The organism is Niallia sp. WK069_GA_01, assembly GCF_983173855.1.
Window position 1 is genome coordinate 1,919,173 of record NZ_OZ470138.1, and the last position, 19,883, is coordinate 1,939,055.

The following is a 19,883-nucleotide window of genomic DNA, read 5'->3' on the forward strand; positions in this document are numbered from 1 at the left end:
CCGCAAAGGAGAGAATGGAATGTCTGCGTTCCATTTTAGGCTTTTTGAACAAGTATTATAAACAGAAACTGGGGAGAGTTAAAAATGAAGAAATATGTGGTTATTGGAGATCCTATTCAACATTCTATGTCACCTGTTATGCATAATGATCTATTTCAATTTTATGGTATGGATGCTGTTTTTGAGCCGATTCATATTAAAAAAGGGATGTTGAAAGAAGGTTTACAGCAGTTAAGGGAAATGAATGTGGAAGGATTTAATATAACAGTACCACATAAAACAGATCTCATTCCATTTTTAGATGAACTTGATCCATTAAGTGAAGCCATTGGAGCAGTAAATACAGTCGTAAATGAAGCTGGCAAGTGGATTGGCTATAATACAGATGGAAGTGGCTATTTACGAGGATTATTAGCTGAATTAACAACTCTTCATGATAAGAAAATCTTGATGGTTGGAGCCGGCGGAGCAGCAAGAGGCATCTATTTAACATTAGCCCACCACGGTGTAGGACAAATGGATATAACTAATCGATCATTAGACAAAGCGTATCAACTAAAAAAGAATTGTCCATATACGGTTGAAACAGAAATAGTAGACAAAAAAGCTGCAGAAGAAAATTGTGGGAAATATGATTTAATCATTCAAACAACCTCTATTGGGATGTCCCCAAATGTCGAGGAAGTGCCGCTAGATATTTCAAATATAAACAATAATGCTTTTGTTAGTGATATAATATATAATCCATTAAACACAAAGATATTACAAGCTGCTAAAAACAAAGGAGCAAAAACCCAAAATGGAGTAGATATGTTTGTGCTTCAAGGAGCATTGGCTTTTGAAAAATGGACAGGTATTTTTCCTGATATAGAACGTATGAAAAGAAATGTGTTAAAACAATTAGGAGGCAAATAAATGCTAAAAGGGAAACAAAAACGTTTTTTACGTGCTAAAGCACATCACTTAAATCCAATCTTCCAAGTAGGGAAGGGCGGAGTAAACGACAATATGATTATTCAAATTGGAGAAGCTTTGGAAATAAGAGAGTTACTAAAGGTAAGCATTTTGCAAAACTGTGACGAAGATAAACAAACAATAGCCGAAGAGCTTGCAGCTGGAACAAAAGCAGAGTTAGTACAACTTATCGGTTCTACTATTGTTTTATACAAAGAATCATCTGAAAATAAAACGATTAACTTACCATCTTAATGATCAGAAGAGGGGATTTTGTTGAAAAAAAAGATAGGAATATTAGGAGGTACTTTTGATCCTCCTCATATTGGGCATCTCATCATTGCAAATGAAGTATTGCATCATGAAAAATTAGATGAGATATGGTTTATGCCAAATCAAGAACCTCCGCATAAAATAAAAACAGGAACGGTATCTAATGAAAATCGTTTGCAAATGCTAAAGCTGGCGATAAAAGGTCATTCCCAGTTTCAAATTCAGCCGATAGAGCTTATGCGCAAAGGAAAGTCTTACACATATGAAACGATGAAAATTTTAAAAGAAGCTCATCCAGATTTAGCGTTTCATTTTATCATCGGTGCTGATATGGTTGAATATTTACCGAAATGGTATAAAATAGAAGAATTAATACAAATGGTTCAATTTATTAGTGTAAATCGACCGGATTATAAACTGGAAACAGACTATGCAATTCGGTATGTGGAAGTTCCATCCGTTCATATTTCTTCTAATTTAATTCGGAATCGTTTAAAAAACGGAGAGACCATTCAGTATTTGGTAAAAGAGGAAGTAAAGAGCTATATTGAGGAGAATCACCTTTATGAAACGTGAACAAGCACTTGCTATTGTAAAGGAACAATTGACTGAGCAGCGATATTTGCACACGGTAGGAGTAATGGATACAGCAATAAAGTTAGCTGAAAAGACTGGTGAAAATGTGGAGAAAGCGGAACTTGCTGCAATATTTCATGATTATGCAAAATTTCGTCCAAAAGAGGAAATGCAGCAAATAATCATGGAGCAAAAAATGGACCCACAATTATTAACATTTCATCCTGAATTATGGCATGCACCTGTTGGAGCTTATCTTGTAGAAAAAGAAGCAGGCATAAAAGACAAACAAGTACTTGATGCAATAAAATATCATACTTCTGGAAGACCAGGTATAAGTATGTTGGAAAAAATCGTTTATTTAGCTGATTATATAGAGCCAGGGAGAAAATTTCCTGGTGTAGAGGAAGTAAGAGAACTAACAGCTGCTAATTTTGAAAAAGGATTTATAACGTCTGTGAAAAACACGATGAATTTTTTAATAACAAATAATCGTCCAGTTTTTCCTTTAACTTTTCAAATGTACAATAGCATCGTAATGAATATGGAGGATTGATGGAATGGAAGAACGTAAATTGCTTTTAACTGCTGTGAAGGCAGCTGATGATAAGAGAGCGGAAAATATTATTGCTTTAGATATGAAAGGTATTTCACTTGTTTCTGATTATTTTATTATTTGCCATGGAAATTCAGATAAACAAGTACAGGCGATTGCTGGTGAGATTAAAGACAAATGCGCTGAGATTGGTGTAAACGTTAAACGTTTAGAAGGATATCAAGAAGCAAAGTGGATTCTTGTCGATTTAGGGGATATTGTTGTTCATGTATTCCATCGTGATGAAAGATCCTATTATAATTTAGAGCGATTATGGGGAGACGCACCTGCTGAAAATATCCAAAGTGAGATTAGTCAATGACATACGGAAAGTTTGCTTATCTTTATGATAAGTTAATGAGTGACGTACCATATGACAAGTGGGTGCAGCTGGTCTTACAAGCACATCAGGACTTTCAGCCATCAGGGAAAAAATTATTGGATTTGGCATGTGGTACTGGAGAGCTCTCCATTAAATTTTCAGAAGCCGGTTTTCAAGTTGCTGGTGTTGATCTCTCTGAGGATATGTTAAGTGTTGCTCAAGGAAAAACAGATGATGCAGGACAATCTATTTTCTATTTGGAACAAGATATGTCCGCATTAGAAGGGCTTCCTCTTTTTGATATCATTGGGATTTTCTGTGATTCATTAAATTATTTAGAAACAGAAGAAGAAATACTGGCAACATTTGCTGGTGTTCACCGCTATTTAGAGGATGATGGATTATTTGTATTTGATATTCATTCCGTATACAAAATGAATACCCTTTTTAATAACCAAACATATGCGTTAAATGATGATGATTTAAGTTTAATTTGGCAATGTTATGAAGGGGAATATGCAGATAGCGTAGAGCATGAGCTTACTTTCTTTGAGTTGGATCCTGCTACTGAAAAGTATAATCGCTATGATGAAGTGCATTTTCAGCGAACTTTCTCGATAGATCAGTATAAAAATTGGTTGTCAGAATCTGGATTTACTATTCTGAAAATAGCGGCAGACTTTGATAAAGAAGAAGTAAAAGAAAAGGCAGAAAGAATCTTCTTCTTTTGCAAAAAATCACAATAACATACTCAGGTAAATAAATTAATTCACACCTTGGTACATGAAAAGAAGCAGTTTTCTTAAATTTATAAGCAGACGGAATACACGAAGACTCCTATGGGAATTACGGGACAGGCGAGACCCCGCAGGAGTTTACGAGGCCACTGAAAAACCTATTGTTTTTCTTTTAGTAATTTACGATAGAAAAAAAAGAAAGCTTTTTGTCAAAAATTTGACAGAAAACTTTCTTTTTTTGCCTATTTTCTTTCGTATTCTTTTCTATTTGTTGTCTTTTTCTTGCATTAATTTGATTATTCGTTTGAGATTGGTAGCGAATATCGCTGTCGCTCCTTGAATTTGCATACCAAATAAACCCGAGGAGGAGGCTGTTTCATACCCGTGTCTGTGTTTTAGTTCACTATTTTTCGCTTCAATCTTATAGCGAGTTTTCGCTAGTTCTTTGAATTTTTCCGTACCTTGAAATTCCTCCTGTTCTTTATGTTCCGTTGATTTGATGGTCACAGAATAGGACTTACTTTTCGCTCCTTCTTTATAACATCCTTCACGAAAAGGACAAACTTTACATTTTTCAATATCAAAAAGGTACTTGATTCGAGGGTTTTTATCTTGATTCTTTCGCTCATCATATTTTTTTTGAATAGCCATATGACCTGCATTGCAGACATACATTCCCGCATCTTTGTTAAAGGAAAATTTTTCTTCTTTTGTCCTTGCTCCATGGGTAATATGAGGATGTAATTTAGAAACAAGTTCCAGCTCATTTTCTTTCGTATAGCGAATATTATCTTTCTCGGAGTAAGCTGCATCCCCGATAACTGTATCTATTTTCATTCCTGTCTCTTTACTTTTCTTTATTAACTCTTGAAGATATTTTCCATCGCTTTTTTCGCCTGTTGTCACTACTGCCGCTGTTATAATTCGCTCATCACTCATCGCGATATGTGTTTTATATCCAAAGAAAGAAGAATCCTCTGATTTATGCCCCACACGTGCATCTGGATCCGTTGAAAAATGTAGTTGTTCTGTATAATCTTCCACCACTTCTTTTAGCACATTCAGTTTCTCTTTAACGGCAGGGATGGAAGCGACTTGTGGTTCGGATTCCACAACAGAAATGATGTCTTTACAGTAATCCAACTCCTCTTTTACTTCATTAGAAGTTGTTTTCTGCGGGAATTTTTCTTTGATGGATTCGTCTATTTGATAGACGGCTTTTCGGACATTTTTGGATTTTTCTTGTAAAAATTCTTTCGGTGACTTTTGATTATAACGCGCTTTTGTATGGGTAGCATCTACAATAATGGTTTTACTTTTCATGATTTCTTTCTCCAATGCAATCTCCACTGTCTTGCCGATTAGCATATCTAATAAACTCACGTCTTGAAGACGGAGTTTACGAAATTTCGTTAACGAGCTTGGATCAATGACGGCATCTTCTGGTGCCATATCGAGAAAGAATTTAAACGACATATCGTACCGAGAACGTTCCACTACATCTACATCTGACAAATCAAAAATTGATTTTAGAAGGAGATACTTGAACATACGGATCGGCGGCTCGGCATGGCGACCATTTACCAGACAATATTTTGTCTTTAATTCTTCGAGAACGAATGAGAAATCCACTAGCTCATTTATTTGGCGAAGCATATTATCCTTTGGAACAACGAAATCATAAATAGATAAAAACGGACTAAGTGTGAAAGATTCTTGATTGGAAATCATTTTATATACCACCTACATACATTTGATCTCTTCATTATAAAACAAAAGGCAGTCAAAAGGTCATTTAGAATGAACTTTCGACTTCCTAAGTAAAAAAAAGGACTTTTTCAGTGGCCTCGAGTTTACTCCGAGGAGGCTCGGCGCCCGCCCCATGGAAAGCGAAGTGTATTCCGGCTGCGGACTCATTGAGAGAGCAAACAACACTAATAAAAAGATGACACGGATTTATTTTTCCGGTCATCTTTTTTCTTTTGAAAAAATATAGAATAAAAGAAGGAATTCCCCATAAAACTATCGAAATAAACAGTAGATCAAAAGCGAAAAAATCAGCAATCTTTTTGGTTCTCCAGCGAAAGCTTCACTTTCTGTAAATCTTCTTCAAATTTATGATGCGTAGCTTGAAATAATTGATTGAACGTATTACCAAGTTGTTGATCAAGTATATTGATTCCTTCCCCTGTTATTCCGCCTTTAACGCAAACTTTCTCTTGTAATGTTGGCAATGTATAATATCCCTTTTTTAATAACTCGCCTAGCCCAATTAACATCTCACTCGCTAATTTTGTTGCAGTAATGTTATCGATTTCCGTTTCCTCTACTGCTCCATCAATAAACCTCTGTGTCAAATAGCTGAAGAATGCAGGACCACAGCTAACAATATCGGATGCGACTCTCGTAACATTATTTTCAATTATCAATGGTGTAGAAAATGAATCAAACACGGTTGTTAACGTTTTTTTCCATTCTTCGGTACACTGATTTCCAAAGGAAAATAATGATACACCAGCAAGTGCTCTATTAGTAATACTAGGTATAATTCTAGCAACTGAGCAATCGAAAAAAAGCTCCAGCAGTTCTGGATTAATAGGACTTGTGATAGTAACTACACACATATCCTTTGTAATATATGGGGCAATTTGTTTTGATACATGAAAAGTATCATGTGGTTTTATACACAAAAATACAAGGTTAGCTTCTTTTACTAACTCTATACAATCATCATAAACAACAATGTCGGAAAAAGTCTCTTTTAATTTTAATGCTTTGTTTTTTGTTCGATTATGAATAAGCATTGATTTGGGAGAGATGACCTTTCCGTCAATCATTGCTTCAATAAGAATACTCCCCATGTTCCCTGTTCCAATTATTCCGATTTTCATCTTTCCTTCCCCCCCTATAATGAGCGGTTTCTCATATAACGATATGAATCGTTTGAAAAGAATATACCAAGAAAGGAAGATTTATTGTCATGAATTGGATAAAGAATAATAAATCTGCTGCATTATGTTGTGTGGTTATTGCGGTAATCCTCTTGATTTTTTTGTATCCATTTATCAAAAATAATCAACAAGAGAAAAAAATAACCATTCAAAGTAGTGAAGGAAATGAAGCATTACCTGAAAATGATTCTGCAGTTGAAGAGGATAATAAACATATGGAAGAAACAATCATTGTCGATGTAAAAGGTGCTGTAAAATATCCTGGCGTTTATGAAGCGAAGAAAGAAGAACGAGTCGTTGATGTTATTAAAAGGGCTGGAGGTATAACAGAAAAAGGAGAAGAAAAAAGTATAAACCTTGCATTAAAAGTAGCAGATGAAATGGTCATATATGTTCCTTTTAAAGGAGAGGAAGATATACAGGGTATTTCAAATGCTGGAGCAGAAGGAGTAAATGGGAAGCAAGATGATTTGATTGAATTAAATAAGGCTACTGCAGCAGATTTAGAGACATTACCGGGAATTGGTCCGGCTAAAGCAGAAACAATCATCCAATATAGAGAAGAAAATGGTGGCTTTTCAACAAAAGAAGATTTAAAAAAAATCAGTGGGATCGGCGAAAAAACATATGAAAAATTAGCCGATTTAATAAAGGTGAATGAAAAATAATCAGAAGAATTTCATTACAGTGCGTGTTTAAAAAGGAGGGTAAAACGAAGAAATTCGACGCGGCATTTTTACCGGACTTTTTGAACAACCTCTTACAGATTAAAAGATAAAATGTGCTGTCCTAACAGCTTATTTTCTAACGATAGTATAATAAATGTAAAAAGTTTACTACCTTTAAAAAAAGTAACACGTTATAATGAGCTATAGAACTTTTACTTGAAGGCTAGAATAAAAAAGTTCAGTTATAAGAATGAAACCGGATATCCATGCAAACAAATTTGCACAATAGAACATAAAAAGAAGCAGTTTTCTTCAGTATATAAACAGGGTGCAGCCGAAGTACACGAAGACTCCTATGGAATTAGCGGGACATGCGAGAAGATAGCAGGGGCATACTCTGAAGAAGATCGGCAAAAAATACCGGCTGAGGACTAAATGAGGGTGTGTATTACCTTTTTTTTAGGTAAAACGATTGTTGAAAAACGATATAATGTTTAATTGAAGTTTATAGAGGTGATAGTAATGAATAGAATTTCTTGGGATAAGTATTTTATGGCACAAAGTGAGCTTCTTGCACTGCGAAGCACTTGTACGAGATTAGCTGTTGGTGCCACGATAGTAAGAGACAAACGCATTATTGCAGGTGGATATAACGGAAGCATTGCAGGTGGAGTGCATTGTATTGATGAAGGATGTTATGTAATTGATAATCATTGTGTTCGTACCATTCATGCAGAAATGAATGCATTATTACAATGTGCTAAATTTGGTGTGGCATCAGAAGGAGCTGACATCTATGTTACGCATTTTCCATGTTTGCAATGCTGTAAAGCGCTCATTCAAGCAGGCATAAAAACAGTTTATTATGCAGAAGACTATAAAAATCATCCTTATGCTGTCGAGCTATTTAAACAGGCTGGAGTATTAACAAAGCAAGTGGAAAATAAAGATGTTATTTTAGACGCAAAGCATGATGAAAAGCAACAATTCGTTCAATCTATGATGAATAAGCTCAATGCGACAACAGATAACACAGAAATGGAAGATATCCAAAAAAAAGCGCAGGAATTATTTTTTATAAAGATGACGGACACCTCTTCTGTATAAAAAAGAGGCAACAGAAAAATGGAATACTAGAAATATCCATAGTGACAATTAAGACAAGCAGTGGGTATACATTTCGGTCTTCGCTCGCCCTGCGGAAACCGAAATGTATACCCACTGCGGACTTATGGAGAGAGCCAAAGCCTTTTTTCTGAGTAGACATAGGGGGAATTAGAAAATGAAACAAACTATTTTTTTCTTTAAAAACAGACTGCTCTATTATGGGGTAGCAGGCTTGTTTGCTGTGCTTTCCGTATATATTCATACCGCCATATTCTTTTTGCTTTTTCTTTTGTATATAACATGGTTAAAAACATGGAGAAGGCTCTCTTTTCGTTCCACATATATGATTATACTCCTCTTCTTTGTTCTCTTTTTAAGAGCCGAATCGGAAAAACGGCTTTCTCATACAAATATTCCTCCTTTGAAAACAAATTTCACTATTATAATAACGGACGTACCAATGATAAATGGGGATAAATGGAGTGTCGTTGGAAAAGAAACTACAAATAATGAAAAATTAATTTTGTCCTATAAGCTAAAAACCGAATCGGAAAAAGGTTTTTATCAAAAACAAAAAATGATAGGAAAGACATGTAATGTAACAGGAGCTTTAGAAGAACCAGCTGTTGCAAGAAATGAAAATGGTTTTGATTATCAAAAATATTTGCAGAATCAATCGATTTATTGGCAATTAAAAGTAGACGATCTTTCTATTAAGAAGTGTTCTGAGACGAAACCAACTATTTTAATGGAATTGAAAAAAGCAAGACAAGCAGGAAGTAATTGGATTGAAGAATATTTTACAGATAATACAAAGGCAATGGCGATTGCTCTTATATTTGGTGACCGGCAATGGATAGAGTATGAAGTGCAAACAGCTTATCAAAAATTAGGTATCATTCATTTACTTGCTATTTCCGGTTCTCATATTATCGTGATTGTTGGCATAATATATTTTCTTCTCATACGTTTAGGTGCTACAAAAGAAAAAGCCGTTACCATTTTACTGCTTATTTTGCCGATGTATGCAGTTTTAACTGGATTAAGTCCTAGTGTGAACCGGGCAGTTTCCATGTCTATGCTAATTCTCGTGAAAAGAAAATCGAAACTTTTCGCTTCTTTTTCCTCTGTTGACATACTAAGTTTTGTTTTCCTTTTATACCTTTTTTACGAACCAAAAGTATTATTTGATGTTGGTTTTTTATTATCTTTTACGGTATGTATTTTTTTATTAGTGTCTTCCTCCATGTTGATTCAGTCTTCCTCTCCCCCGATAAAAACCTTGTTATTTACTACTTTCATCTCCGAATTTTCTGTACTGCCAATTATTTTGTTTTATTTTTATGAACTCCCAACATTATCTCTCTTCGCCAACATTATCTTTATCCCGTTTTATTCTGTAATTGTGCTACCGTACTTTCTTGTTGTTTTTGCTATTTCCTTGTTAACTCCGACTATTATTTCTTCCTTATTATTTCCAATCGATATGCTGTTGCGATTATCGGATAATATGGTGCAAAGAGTATCCGCCCTTCCGTTTAGTACTGTTATTTTTGGAAAACCTTCTCTTTTTCTAATCGTATTATTTATGATTGGACTCCCTCTATTTTTCTTTTTATATGAAAATACACTATACAAGCGATGGCGTCTATATTGTATTCCTTTTATTTTATTAGGAATGCTGTATATGGAAAGTGTATATTCTCCATTTGGAGAAGTAACCTTTATAGACATTGGGCAAGGAGATAGCATTCTTATAAAGGAGCCCTATCGAAAGGGGATATATTTAATAGATACTGGAGGAACAATTGTATGGGATCAAGAAAAATGGCAAATGAAAAAGAATCCATTTGAAGTAGGGAAGGATATAGTTGTCCCGTATTTAAAAAGTAAAGGAGTTAGCATAATCGATAAGTTAATTCTTACACATGGTGATGTAGATCACATTGGTGGAGCGATGGCGGTGTTAAAATCGCTAAAAGTGAAAGAAATTGTCTTTCCAGATACGGTGATGGAGCCTAGCCAGGAAGAGCAAGCTATTTTAGGTATCGCAAACAAAAAAGGTATACCTATTACTTATGTAAAAGCTGGTCAAGGTTGGACAAGCAGTAACGCTTCTTTTGATATATTATCACCCATTGATCGTTACGCCGAAAATAAAAATGCGAGTTCTATTGTAATAAAGGGAAACATTGGTGGATTGAACTGGTTATTTGCTGGAGATTTAGAAGAAGAAGGAGAGAAAAAACTTTTGCAAAAATACCCTATGTTAACTGTAGATATTTTAAAAGCTGGTCATCATGGCAGTAAAACGTCTACATCTGCACAGCTCTTACACGCGATAAAACCAAAAGCTGCTGTTATATCTGCTGGAAAAAATAATCGTTATGGCCACCCACATAAAGATGTATTAGAACGATTACAAGCAGAAAATATTTTGATCTGGAGAACAGATGAAAATGGAGCTATTACTTATAAATATCATCAAAAAGAAGGCACATTTTCTATGCAGCTACCATAAACTATACAGAAGCAAATGTTAGTACCGCTTTTTCCTCCTGATAGATAAGTTTAAGCTGCTTTCGAAAGCATGAAAAAACGGTCTTTCCTGATGTTTTCTTCTTGCTAATTCAAAAGTAATAAAGGAATACAAAAACAGAAAGAATCTAATTCCCCATATATTCTTTCTGTTTTTCGGTTTTTAGGTAGACGTCCATGCTGATAAAAATTTGCATCATGGACAGAGAATTATATTTTCTATTTAAATTATCAGGTAATCATTTTTCTTCGGGGCTAAATAAGGCGCCACGCGCTTTTCTTCGTTCTATTGATGTCACTTTCATTACCTTAACTGACAAGACTTGACACCAATATTTTGATGTTATAAGGAAATGCTAAGAAGGATTAAGTAGTAGAAAAGCTTTAAATCTTGAATCGGCGCCTAACTGCTTTAAGGATAAAGTGTACCGTTGCTTGATAAGTATCCTAGGCCTTATTAAGTAATGTTCATTATAGATCAAAAGAGGAAACCGAAAAAGAATCGAACCTGTATGCGATAAGTTATAATGGAATTAAACAATTTCATTGTAATACAGCAGGAAAGATTCCCGTTTGGTTTTCTCTTTCTGTTTTTGTGACTTGTAAAAATTGCGCAGCTTATTTAGGATAATAGAAGAAAGAAATATTGATGAAGCAACATTGGCTTATTAAGCTTTTGGACAAATGGAAAACAATTTGCGCATTCTAGACCAGAGTCTGCTGCTAGAAAGTATGATTTTAATAAAGATAACTAGTTGATTGAAGGCGTAAATTAACCGTTTTTATTGTCCGATATAGATAGAACGGAGAGGGAAAATTGATACAAAATTTATGGAAAAATATAAAGAAAAAAGAGTTTGCATCCATTTATTTGCTTTATGGAACAGAAGCCTTTTTAATAAATGAAACGAAGCAATTATTAATTCAAACGGCTGTTGATATAGATGAAGAAGATTTTAACTTATCGTCTTATGATTTAGAAGAAACACCTATTGAAGTAGCACTAGAGGATGCGGAAACTATTCCTTTTTTTGGTGAAAGAAAGGTCCTTTTATTACATAATCCATTCTTTTTAACGGCAGAAAAGACTAAATCAAAAGTAGAGCATAATGTAAAAAAACTAGAAGCTTATATAAAGGAACCATCACCGTATACTATTTTAGTATTTATCGGTAATTATGAAAAGTTGGATGAGCGTAAAAAAATTACAAAAGAATTAAAAAAAAATTCTTCTGTTTTAGAAGCGAAAAAATTAACGGAAGCAGAATTAAAAAACTGGATGAAGCAGCGAGCTTCCTATAATAAAGTGGAAATGGATGAAGCTGCGCTAGAAACGATGCTTCAGCTTGCTGGAACTAATTTATTTTTATTAACGAGTGAAGTGGATAAAATGGCATTATATGTTCAAGACTCTAGATTAATTACGAAGGAAATCGTGGAAGAGCTTGTAGCAAAGTCATTAGAGCAGAATATTTTCACATTAGTGGATAAGATTATTTCGCGGCAAATAGACCAAGCATTAAGAATTTATTATGATCTGCTAAAACAAAATGAAGAACCATTAAAAATATTGGCTATTATTACAAATCAATTTCGCTTAATTTATCAAGTGAAAGGATTGGCACAAACAGGATATGGACAACAGCAAATTGCTTCAGTATTAAAGGTGCATCCTTTTCGTGTGAAGTTAGCAGCAGGTCAAGCCCAAAAGTTTACGGAAGAACAACTAAAGAAATGTATTGGTTTATTTGCAGAGGCAGATTATCAGATGAAAACAGGGGGAATGAACAAAAATATGATTATTGAAATGATTTTGTTCCAATTAAATGAGGATTTAAAAAGGAATTGATTATGCGATGTGATTAGAAATGCGAGAAGGCTATGATAAGCTTGCCAATTAGGGCAGGCTTTTTTGTGCATAACAAAAGGCTATCATAAGATGATAGCCTGTGTTTAACTCATTAAGCGTTTAAAGAATTTTTTCTTTTAGCTAAACGAGATTTTTTACGTGCAGCAGCATTTTTATGAATAAGACCTTTTGCAGCAGCTTTGTCTAAATGACTAGCAGCGTCTACAAAACTTTCATTTGCAGCAGTTGCGTCGTTAAGAGCAATAGCAGCTTCAGCCTTTTTAACAGAAGTACGCATTGCAGATTTAACTGTAGTGTTTTGAGCATTACGAGCAGTACTAGTTTTCACACGTTTAATAGCAGATTTAATATTTGGCATTTACGTTCACCTCCTAAAAAGAAGCATCGGGTTTTGTTCATTACCCGATTTTACATTCCTAAAAAAAACTTAAAGAACAAAAGATATTTTATCAAATGAGAAGTAATAATGCAATACTATCCACTTAATTTGAATAAAACATCAAACAATAGAATGACATGTTCTTTCAGTTTATACGTAAACAGCAGAAAAAGCTATCTTTTTTTGCTGTTTTAATATAGATAGATTTTTACTTTGAACAAAGCAGACACCCGCACAAACAAAATTTACACTATGGCGCATGGAAAGAAGTAGCTTACTATTTTGTTTTTTGAACTAAGTTGAAGCAGAGAGCATCCTGCAAACACGAAGGTCACGCGGGAATGCGAGAAAGACGAGGCCCTGCAGGAAAGCGAAGTGTATGCAGGCTGCGGACTATTCGAGAAAGACTATTTATACTTTCATGATGACATGAATGTTTTTTGTTTTACTAGGAAAAGCTAAGAATAAAATCACTGAAGCTTCGGAGGAGACAACAATGAAAAAAGATTTAGATTTAAGCATGTATTCGGTAAGAACCGATTTAGCTATTGAGGCGAAAGATATCGCACTGCAAACACAAAGCAAAATGCAACAGCAGCCCAACCAGTCCAAACTAGATGGAGTTATCATTAAAGAAAAAGATGAAAATGGAATCAAAATTTCCTATTTGGAAGTAACAAAAAAAGGGGAACAGCTAATAGGCAAAAAAACAGGGATGTACTTAACGATTGAAGTACTTGGAATTAGACAGCAGGACAGCAAGCTGCAAAGCGAAGTTGAAAAGGTATTTGCAGCTGAATTCTCCCAATTTCTTAAGCAGAAGAATATTAAAGAAAATGCTTCTTGCTTATTGGTAGGGTTAGGAAATTGGAATGTAACTCCAGACGCTTTAGGACCTTTAGTTTGTGAAAATATTCTAGTAACAAGACATTTATATGAATTGCAGCCAGAAAATGTGGAAGAAGGCTATCGTCCAGTTAGTGCGATTTCACCAGGAGTAATGGGACTTACTGGAATAGAAACGAGCGATATTATAAAAGGAGTAGTGGAAAAAACAAATCCTGATTTTGTTATTGTAGTCGACGCATTAGCATCTAGATCGATTGAAAGAGTGAATGCAACGATTCAAATTTCGGATACAGGAATCCATCCGGGATCTGGTGTTGGCAATAAACGAAAAGAAATTAGTGAAAACACATTGGGAAGACCGGTTATAGCAATCGGAGTTCCAACTGTTGTGGATGCTGTTTCCATTACAAGCGATACAATCGACTATATTTTAAAACATTTTGGAAAAGAACTGAAAGAAGGAAATAAACCTTCTAGGGCATTAGCTCCTGCTGGGTTAAACTTTGGTGAAAAGAAGGTATTGAAAGAAGAAGATTTGCCAGCAGAAGAACAACGAAAAACATTTCTTGGCATTATCGGAACGCTTCCTGAAGAGGAAAAAAGAAAGTTGATTTATGAAGTATTATCGCCAATTGGTCATAATTTAATGGTTACACCTAAAGAGGTTGATGTCTTTATAGAAGACATGTCTAACCTTCTGGCAAATGGCTTGAACGCTTCCCTGCATAAAGCAATTAACCAAGAAAATGTAGGGTTTAATACACATTAAATTCGGATAATCACTAGGGAAAAATAGCATTTGGTTCTATCTTTCCTAGTAAGTACATATTATTTAGTAGAAACCCATGTAAACAAATTTGCACAATGAACGCTTGAAACAAGCGATTTGATTTAGCTCGTAGTTTGTTAAAGCAGGGAGCAGTCAGAATACACGAAGACTCTCGCGGGAATGCGATAAAGACGAGACCCTGCAGTGCAGCGAGGAAGCTTAAGCGCAGCCCCATGGAAAGCGAAGTGTATTCTGACTGCGGACTTATTGAGAGTGTACGGAACCTTTTTTTCCTAGTATCGATACTAGAAGAAATAGTAGTGTTGAAAATAGATACTAGTAAAAAAATTCATTCTAGATAGAAACATGAGGTGAAATTAGGTGAAAATCTTTACGATGCGTGCAATTTTCATTGCCCTTCTTATGTTTATATGTGTGTTATTTGGAATGCAACAGGCACACAGCGGCATTCAAAATATGAAAGGGTATGAAGATAAAAATTTCTCCAGCGCCATATCGATTGAAAAAAAAGATGGAAATGTAGAAGCTTCTATGCTCGGACAAGATGTATCTAGCCATGATTTACAAAAAAAGAAAGAAAAACTAGAAGAAATCAACGCATTTAATTTATTTTCAGGTATTGGAAAAGGGGTTGCAGACAGTATGTCCTCTCTTGCTCAAAAAGGAGTGGATCTCTTCGGAGGAGTTTTGGATGACAAAGATAAGGAAAAGGGGAATTAGTGTACTAGGCGGATGAGGAAGCATCTGCATTTTACACCAGTTTCTTTTTTTATGAATTTAAATAAATCAAACTTCGCAGTTATAAATTCTTTTTCATGTATTGCTATAACTTGGTTAAGAGCAATGAGAAAAGGGTGATTGATTAATCTTGCAAACATTATTCCTTATAAATAGGGGCAAGATTCTCGTTTCAGGATGCTCGCTTTCCGTGGGGCGTGCGATGAGCCTCCTCGGCACGCCTGTGGGGTCTCATCTAACCCGCTAATCCCACAGGAGTCTCGCACCTTTCACTCCAATCAAGCCGTTTTGATTCGTTAGTTGCTGTCCCACTTTATAGAATAGACTAAAAGCGGCACATTTTGGTAGAACAACGTTGAATAACAACATAAAAAAATCAACGCTAATATGTTTGCAATCATACCTTGTCATGAAATTCGAAGACAAGAACTTATTCTAAAACAGGTTGCTTGTAACGGGGGGTGCGAAGACTCCTGCGGGAAATGTGGGAAGGCTAAAGACCCCGCGAGGCAACGCGAGGCCACTGAAAAACCTATTGTTTTTCTTTTAGTAATTTACGATAGAAAAAAAAGAAAGCTTTTTGTCAAAAATTTGACAGAAAACTTTCTTTTTTTGCCTATTTTCTTTCGTATTCTTTTCTATTTGTTGTCTTTTTCTTGCATTAATTTGATTATTCGTTTGAGATTGGTAGCGAATATCGCTGTCGCTCCTTGAATTTGCATACCAAATAAACCCGAGGAGGAGGCTGTTTCATACCCGTGTCTGTGTTTTAGTTCACTATTTTTCGCTTCAATCTTATAGCGAGTTTTCGCTAGTTCTTTGAATTTTTCCGTACCTTGAAATTCCTCCTGTTCTTTATGTTCCGTTGATTTGATGGTCACAGAATAGGACTTACTTTTCGCTCCTTCTTTATAACATCCTTCACGAAAAGGACAAACTTTACATTTTTCAATATCAAAAAGGTACTTGATTCGAGGGTTTTTATCTTGATTCTTTCGCTCATCATATTTTTTTTGAATAGCCATATGACCTGCATTGCAGACATACATTCCCGCATCTTTGTTAAAGGAAAATTTTTCTTCTTTTGTCCTTGCTCCATGGGTAATATGAGGATGTAATTTAGAAACAAGTTCCAGCTCATTTTCTTTCGTATAGCGAATATTATCTTTCTCGGAGTAAGCTGCATCCCCGATAACTGTATCTATTTTCATTCCTGTCTCTTTACTTTTCTTTATTAACTCTTGAAGATATTTTCCATCGCTTTTTTCGCCTGTTGTCACTACTGCCGCTGTTATAATTCGCTCATCACTCATCGCGATATGTGTTTTATATCCAAAGAAAGAAGAATCCTCTGATTTATGCCCCACACGTGCATCTGGATCCGTTGAAAAATGTAGTTGTTCTGTATAATCTTCCACCACTTCTTTTAGCACATTCAGTTTCTCTTTAACGGCAGGGATGGAAGCGACTTGTGGTTCGGATTCCACAACAGAAATGATGTCTTTACAGTAATCCAACTCCTCTTTTACTTCATTAGAAGTTGTTTTCTGCGGGAATTTTTCTTTGATGGATTCGTCTATTTGATAGACGGCTTTTCGGACATTTTTGGATTTTTCTTGTAAAAATTCTTTCGGTGACTTTTGATTATAACGCGCTTTTGTATGGGTAGCATCTACAATAATGGTTTTACTTTTCATGATTTCTTTCTCCAATGCAATCTCCACTGTCTTGCCGATTAGCATATCTAATAAACTCACGTCTTGAAGACGGAGTTTACGAAATTTCGTTAACGAGCTTGGATCAATGACGGCATCTTCTGGTGCCATATCGAGAAAGAATTTAAACGACATATCGTACCGAGAACGTTCCACTACATCTACATCTGACAAATCAAAAATTGATTTTAGAAGGAGATACTTGAACATACGGATCGGCGGCTCGGCATGGCGACCATTTACCAGACAATATTTTGTCTTTAATTCTTCGAGAACGAATGAGAAATCCACTAGCTCATTTATTTGGCGAAGCATATTATCCTTTGGAACAACGAAATCATAAATAGATAAAAACGGACTAAGTGTGAAAGATTCTTGATTGGAAATCATTTTATATACCACCTACATACATTTGATCTCTTCATTATAAAACAAAAGGCAGTCAAAAGGTCATTTAGAATGAACTTTCGACTTCCTAAGTAAAAAAAAGGACTTTTTCAGTGGCCTCGGCAACGCCGAGGGGGCTCAAGCTTAGCCCCGCGGAAAGCAACCTCCACAATAAAAAACAAGCCTCCCATTTTATTGTTCTAAACCGAGTACTATCAAGACTTACAAACGAATTTGATGGTATGAAGTTTGAGTAAATAAAAATAGTTTTTCTGTTAAAATAGATGCTGCTGCAGGTTTTTAGCAGGATGAATAAATATAGAGGTTATCTCTTTATAAACAATCATAAAAAGTTGGATTTGTTTTTTCCTATCTAGTTTTGATTGAATCTTGTTAATCACACTGCTATAATCAAAAATAGTGTACATGTGCGATTATTGTGGGAGTGAACAAAATGAACAGAGAAGAAATGCTAAAAAGACAATCAAAAATACGTAATTTTTCGATTATTGCTCATATAGATCATGGAAAATCAACATTAGCTGATAGAATCTTAGAAAAAACGAATGCACTCACTTCACGTGAAATGAAAAATCAGCTTCTTGATTCTATGGATTTAGAAAGAGAACGTGGAATTACGATCAAATTAAATTCAGTTCAATTAAAATACTTGGCAAAAGACGGAGAAATTTATACATTTCATTTAATTGATACTCCTGGACATGTCGATTTTACATACGAGGTATCTCGTAGTTTAGCAGCATGCGAAGGAGCAGTATTGGTAGTGGATGCTGCACAGGGAATTGAAGCACAGACCTTGGCGAATGTTTATTTAGCCATTGACAATGATTTGGAAATTATGCCTGTTATTAACAAAATTGATTTACCAAGTGCTGATCCTGAACGAGTACGAAATGAAATTGAAGAGGTAATAGGTTTGGATGCCCAAGATGCAGTATTGGCTTCTGCAAAAGCTGGAATCGGGATTGAAGAAATTCTAGAGCAGATTGTGGAAAAGGTGCCAGCACCAGAGGGAGATCCAGAGGGTCCATTAAAAGCACTTATATTTGACAGCTTATATGATGCATATAGAGGGGTTGTTACATACATTCGTGTGGTTGAAGGTACTGTAAAACCTGGTGATAAAATTAAAATGATGGCAACAGGAAAAGAATTTGAAGTAATTGAAGTAGGAGTATATAATCCAAAACCAGTTATTATGGATCAACTTTCTGTTGGAGACGTTGGGTTTTTGACTGCAGCTATTAAAAATGTAGGAGATACCCGTGTTGGGGATACAATTACAAGTGCAAAAAATGGTGCAACAGAAGCATTGCCAGGCTATAGAAAATTAAATCCAATGGTATATTGCGGATTATATCCAATTGACAGTGCTAAGTTTAATGATTTGCGTGAAGCACTGGAAAAATTAGAATTAAATGACTCTGCTCTTCAATTTGAGCCAGAAACATCTCAGGCATTAGGTTTTGGTTTCCGTTGTGGGTTCTTAGGACTTCTGCACATGGAAATCATTCAAGAACGGATTGAACGTGAATTTAAAATTGATTTAATTACTACAGCACCAAGTGTTATTTATCATGTTATTTTGACAGATGGTTCTGAATTGAACGTTGACAACCCATCAGCGATGCCAGATCCACAAAAAATCGATCGAGTAGAGGAACCATATGTCAAAGCGACAATGATGGCTCCAAATGAATATGTTGGTGCTATCATGGAATTATGCCAACTAAAACGCGGTGTGTTTATTGATATGCAGTATATGGACGAAACTCGCGTGAAAATAGTGTACGAAATTCCATTAGCTGAAATTGTATATGACTTCTTCGATCAGTTAAAATCAAATACAAGAGGTTACGCTTCTTTTGATTATGAATTAATTGGCTATCAACCATCTACACTTGTGAAAATGGATATCTTATTAAATAGTGAACAAGTGGATGCACTGAGCTTTATTGTGCATAAAGATTTTGCTTATGAACGTGGGAAAATTATTGTGGAAAAATTAAAAGAATTAATTCCACGCCAACACTTTGAGGTGCCAATACAAGCAGCAGTCGGCCAAAAAATTGTTGCACGTTCAACAATTAAGGCGATGCGTAAAAACGTACTTGCTAAATGTTATGGCGGAGATATATCACGTAAACGTAAATTGTTAGAAAAGCAAAAAGAAGGTAAAAAGCGAATGAAACAAGTAGGATCTGTTGAGGTACCGCAAGAAGCGTTCATGGCTGTTTTAAAAATGGATGACAACAATACGAAAAAATAACATAAATAATGGGGTTAGGTTGCTAATAAGCTGCTAACCTCTTTTCTTGTTTTGCCCCTCCGTTGTTTTTTTGGATAGAAAATGTATTCATGAATATAATTTATTATAGATGAGAGTAATAAAAATTTTAAAAATAGATGAGTG

At 35.1% G+C, this 19,883-nt stretch carries 17 protein-coding genes; 13 read left to right on the top strand and 4 right to left on the bottom strand.

Going from position 1 to position 19,883, the window contains the following annotated elements:
• The first annotated feature begins 84 nt into the window (after positions 1-84).
• From aroE to AC5LWL_RS09050, 6 genes are read left to right on the top strand one after another with little or no spacing between them, the layout of a single operon-like run.
• The gene (aroE, locus tag AC5LWL_RS09025; RefSeq protein WP_493434002.1) at positions 85-915 is read left to right on the top strand and encodes a shikimate dehydrogenase; all 831 of its coding nucleotides are present in this window, start codon (positions 85-87) and stop codon (positions 913-915) included.
• Positions 916-1,209, top strand: coding sequence for a ribosome assembly RNA-binding protein YhbY (gene yhbY / locus AC5LWL_RS09030; RefSeq protein WP_493434003.1), 294 nt, complete (start codon positions 916-918; stop codon positions 1,207-1,209).
• Positions 1,210-1,230: 21 nt separating this feature from the next.
• Entirely contained in the window at positions 1,231-1,803 is a 573-nt protein-coding gene (locus AC5LWL_RS09035) for a nicotinate-nucleotide adenylyltransferase (protein WP_493434004.1), read from the top strand.
• Entirely contained in the window at positions 1,793-2,359 is a 567-nt protein-coding gene (gene yqeK / locus AC5LWL_RS09040) for a bis(5'-nucleosyl)-tetraphosphatase (symmetrical) YqeK (RefSeq protein ID WP_493434005.1), read from the top strand. Before AC5LWL_RS09035 ends, yqeK begins: the two co-directional genes overlap by 11 nt.
• A 4-nt stretch (positions 2,360-2,363) precedes the next feature.
• Entirely contained in the window at positions 2,364-2,720 is a 357-nt protein-coding gene (gene rsfS, locus AC5LWL_RS09045) for a ribosome silencing factor (protein WP_493434006.1), read from the top strand.
• Positions 2,717-3,466 (top strand): class I SAM-dependent DNA methyltransferase, encoded by a 750-nt coding sequence (locus AC5LWL_RS09050; protein WP_493434007.1) that lies wholly within the window; start codon positions 2,717-2,719, stop codon positions 3,464-3,466. The genes rsfS and AC5LWL_RS09050 overlap by 4 nt, the downstream gene beginning before the upstream one ends.
• A 255-nt stretch (positions 3,467-3,721) precedes the next feature.
• Here AC5LWL_RS09050 and AC5LWL_RS09055 read toward each other — a convergent pair whose 3' ends face one another.
• Complete coding sequence (locus AC5LWL_RS09055) at positions 3,722-5,188, bottom strand: IS1182 family transposase (protein ID WP_493434008.1); 1,467 nt, start codon at positions 5,186-5,188, stop codon at positions 3,722-3,724.
• 326 nt (positions 5,189-5,514) lie between these two features.
• A complete protein-coding gene (comER, locus tag AC5LWL_RS09060) occupies positions 5,515-6,348 on the bottom strand; it encodes a late competence protein ComER (RefSeq protein WP_493434009.1) in 834 nt (277 codons plus the stop codon).
• A gap of 89 nt (positions 6,349-6,437) precedes the next feature.
• Between comER and AC5LWL_RS09065 the strand changes: the two genes are divergently transcribed.
• The 4 genes from AC5LWL_RS09065 (at position 6,438) to holA (ending at position 12,570) form a co-directional block, all read left to right on the top strand.
• A complete protein-coding gene (locus AC5LWL_RS09065; RefSeq protein ID WP_493434010.1) occupies positions 6,438-7,076 on the top strand; it encodes a helix-hairpin-helix domain-containing protein in 639 nt (212 codons plus the stop codon).
• A gap of 522 nt (positions 7,077-7,598) precedes the next feature.
• Complete coding sequence (locus AC5LWL_RS09070) at positions 7,599-8,183, top strand: ComE operon protein 2 (RefSeq protein ID WP_493434011.1); 585 nt, start codon at positions 7,599-7,601, stop codon at positions 8,181-8,183.
• Between the two features lie 175 nt (positions 8,184-8,358).
• Complete coding sequence (locus AC5LWL_RS09075) at positions 8,359-10,704, top strand: DNA internalization-related competence protein ComEC/Rec2 (protein WP_493434012.1); 2,346 nt, start codon at positions 8,359-8,361, stop codon at positions 10,702-10,704.
• Positions 10,705-11,538: 834 nt separating this feature from the next.
• Positions 11,539-12,570, top strand: a complete 1,032-nt coding sequence (gene holA / locus AC5LWL_RS09080) for a DNA polymerase III subunit delta (protein WP_493434013.1) — start codon at positions 11,539-11,541, stop codon at positions 12,568-12,570.
• 112 nt (positions 12,571-12,682) lie between these two features.
• On the opposite strand, the gene rpsT is transcribed toward holA, so the two are convergent.
• Positions 12,683-12,949: a 30S ribosomal protein S20 gene (gene rpsT / locus AC5LWL_RS09085; RefSeq protein WP_493434014.1), complete on the bottom strand. Its 267-nt coding sequence runs from the start codon at positions 12,947-12,949 to the stop codon at positions 12,683-12,685.
• A gap of 517 nt (positions 12,950-13,466) precedes the next feature.
• On the opposite strand from rpsT, the gene gpr reads away from it, so the two are divergent.
• Both gpr and AC5LWL_RS09095 read left to right on the top strand, forming a co-directional pair.
• The gene (gene gpr, locus AC5LWL_RS09090) at positions 13,467-14,588 is read left to right on the top strand and encodes a GPR endopeptidase (protein WP_493434015.1); all 1,122 of its coding nucleotides are present in this window, start codon (positions 13,467-13,469) and stop codon (positions 14,586-14,588) included.
• Positions 14,589-14,969: 381 nt separating this feature from the next.
• Positions 14,970-15,329, top strand: coding sequence for a DUF3679 domain-containing protein (locus AC5LWL_RS09095; RefSeq protein WP_493434016.1), 360 nt, complete (start codon positions 14,970-14,972; stop codon positions 15,327-15,329).
• 656 nt (positions 15,330-15,985) lie between these two features.
• Here the strand turns inward: AC5LWL_RS09095 and AC5LWL_RS09100 are convergent.
• Complete coding sequence (locus tag AC5LWL_RS09100; protein ID WP_493434008.1) at positions 15,986-17,452, bottom strand: IS1182 family transposase; 1,467 nt, start codon at positions 17,450-17,452, stop codon at positions 15,986-15,988.
• Positions 17,453-17,903: 451 nt separating this feature from the next.
• On the opposite strand from AC5LWL_RS09100, the gene lepA reads away from it, so the two are divergent.
• Entirely contained in the window at positions 17,904-19,739 is a 1,836-nt protein-coding gene (gene lepA / locus AC5LWL_RS09105; protein ID WP_493434017.1) for a translation elongation factor 4, read from the top strand.
• Positions 19,740-19,883: the final 144 nt, after the last annotated feature.

Excerpts from the sequence above, each read along its gene's own strand:
- yqeK (WP_493434005.1), top strand. The coding sequence starts at position 1,793 with ATGAAACGTGAACAAGCACTTGCTATTGTAAAGGAACAATTGACTGAG.
- AC5LWL_RS09100 (WP_493434008.1), bottom strand. The coding sequence starts at position 17,452 with ATGATTTCCAATCAAGAATCTTTCACACTTAGTCCGTTTTTATCTATT.
- comER (WP_493434009.1), bottom strand. The coding sequence starts at position 6,348 with ATGAAAATCGGAATAATTGGAACAGGGAACATGGGGAGTATTCTTATT.
- aroE (WP_493434002.1), top strand. The coding sequence starts at position 85 with ATGAAGAAATATGTGGTTATTGGAGATCCTATTCAACATTCTATGTCA.
- AC5LWL_RS09055 (WP_493434008.1), bottom strand. The coding sequence starts at position 5,188 with ATGATTTCCAATCAAGAATCTTTCACACTTAGTCCGTTTTTATCTATT.
- lepA (WP_493434017.1), top strand. The coding sequence starts at position 17,904 with ATGAACAGAGAAGAAATGCTAAAAAGACAATCAAAAATACGTAATTTT.
- AC5LWL_RS09070 (WP_493434011.1), top strand. The coding sequence starts at position 7,599 with ATGAATAGAATTTCTTGGGATAAGTATTTTATGGCACAAAGTGAGCTT.
- rpsT (WP_493434014.1), bottom strand. The coding sequence starts at position 12,949 with ATGCCAAATATTAAATCTGCTATTAAACGTGTGAAAACTAGTACTGCT.
- gpr (WP_493434015.1), top strand. The coding sequence starts at position 13,467 with ATGAAAAAAGATTTAGATTTAAGCATGTATTCGGTAAGAACCGATTTA.
- AC5LWL_RS09065 (WP_493434010.1), top strand. The coding sequence starts at position 6,438 with ATGAATTGGATAAAGAATAATAAATCTGCTGCATTATGTTGTGTGGTT.
- yhbY (WP_493434003.1), top strand. The coding sequence starts at position 916 with ATGCTAAAAGGGAAACAAAAACGTTTTTTACGTGCTAAAGCACATCAC.
- AC5LWL_RS09075 (WP_493434012.1), top strand. The coding sequence starts at position 8,359 with ATGAAACAAACTATTTTTTTCTTTAAAAACAGACTGCTCTATTATGGG.
- AC5LWL_RS09050 (WP_493434007.1), top strand. The coding sequence starts at position 2,717 with ATGACATACGGAAAGTTTGCTTATCTTTATGATAAGTTAATGAGTGAC.
- rsfS (WP_493434006.1), top strand. The coding sequence starts at position 2,364 with ATGGAAGAACGTAAATTGCTTTTAACTGCTGTGAAGGCAGCTGATGAT.